The organism is Flavobacterium sp. (assembly GCF_049318185.1).
Classification (GTDB): Bacteria; Bacteroidota; Bacteroidia; order Flavobacteriales; family Flavobacteriaceae; genus Flavobacterium.
The window spans coordinates 1-2,989 of record NZ_JBMOGV010000181.1; the positions used below are offsets into that span (position 1 = coordinate 1).

The following is a 2,989-nucleotide window of genomic DNA, read 5'->3' on the forward strand; positions in this document are numbered from 1 at the left end:
CACACTGGAAGAGCTAGCATAAATAAAATGCTTTACACCTGATTCACGTGCAGCATCCAAAACATTGAAAAAACCCATCAAATTAGTTTCTGCATAAGCTCGCGGATTTTCAAGAGAGTATCTAACGCCAGCCTGGGCAGCTAGATGGCAAACGATATCAGGTTGTGCATTATCAAATAAAAATTTTACCTGATTAATATCAGTAATATCTGCTCGTAAACATTGAAGTGTTGGAAACTTATCAGATTGTAGCAATTGACCACCAATTAATGCACTTGCACTAATACCTAATTGATTTATCCGATCATACTTTAATGAAACATCATAATAATCATTGAAGTTATCTATACCCCATACTATATGTCCGGCTTCTATAAGTTTTTTAGTTAAATGGAAACCTATAAATCCGGCGAATCCTGTAATTAAAATTTTCATACTATCTACTTTTTACATGTAAAAGTAAAATGAGCAAATGCATGAGTTGGCAAAAATCTAGACAGAAAGGAATCAATTTTCATAGTAAATTTTATCAATGAAATCTCAAATTCAGTAAATTGATTTTTTGTTTCAGAAAGCTTAATTCTAAAAATTGTACAAATAATTGTTCTAACCAAATTAAAAGAAACTGTGGTACATTTTGAAAATCCAGCTTTATAAGCTACTTTACTTAATTTTTTTGAATCAAATATCCATACATCCGTTCCATAATTTTCGGATGTGTTCTTATATCTTAGTAAAGAAATAAAAAGTTTAGGAAAAAAAATTGCGATTGGCCAAACATAAAATTTTCTGCCCTCAACAAAGGGAGAAAGATAAGTTGGCTCTCCAGTTGAAATAAATACGCCCCCTGGTTTTAAAAGTGAATAAATTCTTTCTATCACCATGGGTACATTATAAAAGTGATGCATAAAGGAATGTCCAATTATTATGTCGAATTTTTTATTGAAATGAAATTTATGAATATCTCCAATAGCCCACTCTGGCGAAAAGTTTGGAAATTCATTTTTGATTAAAGTTTTAGCATTTGCAATTTCCTTTTCACTTATATCGTTAATAACTAAACTTAAAGGAGTTACTTCAGAAAGTAAATGATACGTTAAAAAACCGGTTCCTGCGCAAATTTCAAGGACATCAGCATTTTCAAAATCAGATTTTAACACTCCTCCTGATTCTATTTTTCTCCATAACTCGTAAGCATATATTGCTTGCAAACGAGTTTCATATCCAGTATCAAAAGATTGGTTACTTAAATGTATTAAATTTATTAATTCATTAGGAGCAACATAATCATGTGAACATTTATCTGCATACACTTTAGGAAAACCAGGACTTAACATGTTTCTATAAGTTTTAAAAGATTATTCGCACAAACTTCATCAGACATAATTTCCAAACACCATTTTCTTGGTTCAAATGAAAATGCATTATTCTCCCACTGTTGTAACTTAAATATAAAATCGCTAAAATTATCAAAAAAAATTCCGTTTTCTTCTGTCAAATACGGTGCTGTAGTACACGAATAAATTCTACCTCTATATATATTTGAATGGTTATTCCATAAAAATGTGGGTACATCACATGACCAAGCCTCTGCCCAAGCAATTCCCTGACTCTCATCTGTTACAAAACCAATCATCAAAAATGATTGTAACAATTGTTTCTTGTATTCTTCAAGTGTGTAATTTCCATATTGAATTACATGTACTTGATATCCAAGAGAACGTAAATAATCTGCATAAGGCTCTACTGGACCTACCGGACCCTTTATCTGCTTTTCATAAATTAAAATTTGTTTTCTACTAATTTCAGGATTTGGTTTCCAAAATTCTGTATCAACGCCCGCAGGCCACGCGGCGATTCTCCCTTTTAGACTAAGGTTATCTAAAATGTATAATTGGTTTATTATTTCTGAAGGCGTAATTACAAGATCGATTTCCGAAGAAGCAATTAAATTATTAAAATCAGACGAAAAAATTACAATATTTGGCCCTGCAATTATTTTTTTGATTTTCCCTTTTCTTTTAAGTGAAATTGCCTGTTTTAATGTAGTAACTCCTGAAAGTACTAGTAAAGTAGGATGAAAACTATTAAATAGATTAGGATTATAATTAAAGGCTGAGCTGTTACGTTTAGCCAGTCCTTCTAATAAACTTCGGGTTACCGCAACGTGTCCACGATAATACGGATGACTTCCAAGCGGCCTTGAAAAGAAAAAATACTTAATAGACCGCATTATTTTTTTAAAAACTTCTAAAAGCAAATGCCTACCAATAGGCATAGGGTCTGTAATTATAGTAAAAGATTGCTCAGTATACATTTTATTGGTTATCAATTAATAAGTACCTAATATCCACTTCTCGTCCTTTATCGTTCAGGTAGATAATACCTATTAAATTTACTTGAAAGAAATCTTCTAACAAAAAGAATAGCCAAAGAAAAATAATTTACTTTTTTAATTTTTTCTGGTGTTTGGTAAGGACCCAGAATTGTTCCCATAAATTTACACGCTTCAAAAGAATTAAAAATGGCATATTCCATTGCGCTAAAATTTAGTGTTCCATTAACATCTTTGTTATTTTTGAAAAAAACATCCTGAGCAGTTTGGAAATTTGAACCATCACTTAAATCATTTATAAATGCAGATTCTACTAATCGATAATTTTTATTACTCAAATTTAAACTCAATAGCTTTTCGAAACCCTCCCTTTTTAAAGTAGTAGGAAGTATTAAAAGTTCTTTATAGATATTATAATGTACTCGATTATAATTCAACTTATATCCAGTTAAAAGATTTTTTGATTTAGCTTGTAAAATTGCTTCACCGATATGAGACTGCAAACTTCCTCGAATAATTGGAAGTTTTTCATTAATACCTATTTCATTCTCAGTGAAGAATTTTTTTGCTTTTTTATCATCAGTTACAGATGCAATTCCATTACTGTGAATCGAACCGCCATTAATACTAAATGGTCTATAAGAAAATAAATAG

At 30.7% G+C, this 2,989-nt stretch carries 4 protein-coding genes; all 4 read right to left on the reverse strand.

Annotated features, from left to right (window positions below):
- Positions 1-435, reverse strand: a 435-nt coding sequence (locus ACOYLT_RS11165; protein ID WP_422853924.1) for an NAD-dependent epimerase/dehydratase family protein, incomplete at its 3' end; no start/stop codon positions are given.
- Between the two features lie 5 nt (positions 436-440).
- Complete coding sequence (locus ACOYLT_RS11170) at positions 441-1,337, reverse strand: class I SAM-dependent methyltransferase (protein ID WP_422853925.1); 897 nt, start codon at positions 1,335-1,337, stop codon at positions 441-443.
- Complete coding sequence (locus tag ACOYLT_RS11175; protein ID WP_422853926.1) at positions 1,331-2,317, reverse strand: hypothetical protein; 987 nt, start codon at positions 2,315-2,317, stop codon at positions 1,331-1,333. The genes ACOYLT_RS11170 and ACOYLT_RS11175 overlap by 7 nt, the downstream gene beginning before the upstream one ends.
- Positions 2,318-2,364: 47 nt before the next feature.
- Positions 2,365-2,989 (reverse strand): hypothetical protein (locus ACOYLT_RS11180; RefSeq protein WP_422853927.1); only part of this gene is annotated, 625 nt, incomplete at its 5' end.

Coding starts and splice junctions, on each gene's coding strand:
- ACOYLT_RS11170 (WP_422853925.1), bottom strand. CDS start 1,337: ATGTTAAGTCCTGGTTTTCCTAAAGTGTATGCAGATAAATGTTCACAT.
- ACOYLT_RS11175 (WP_422853926.1), bottom strand. CDS start 2,317: ATGTATACTGAGCAATCTTTTACTATAATTACAGACCCTATGCCTATT.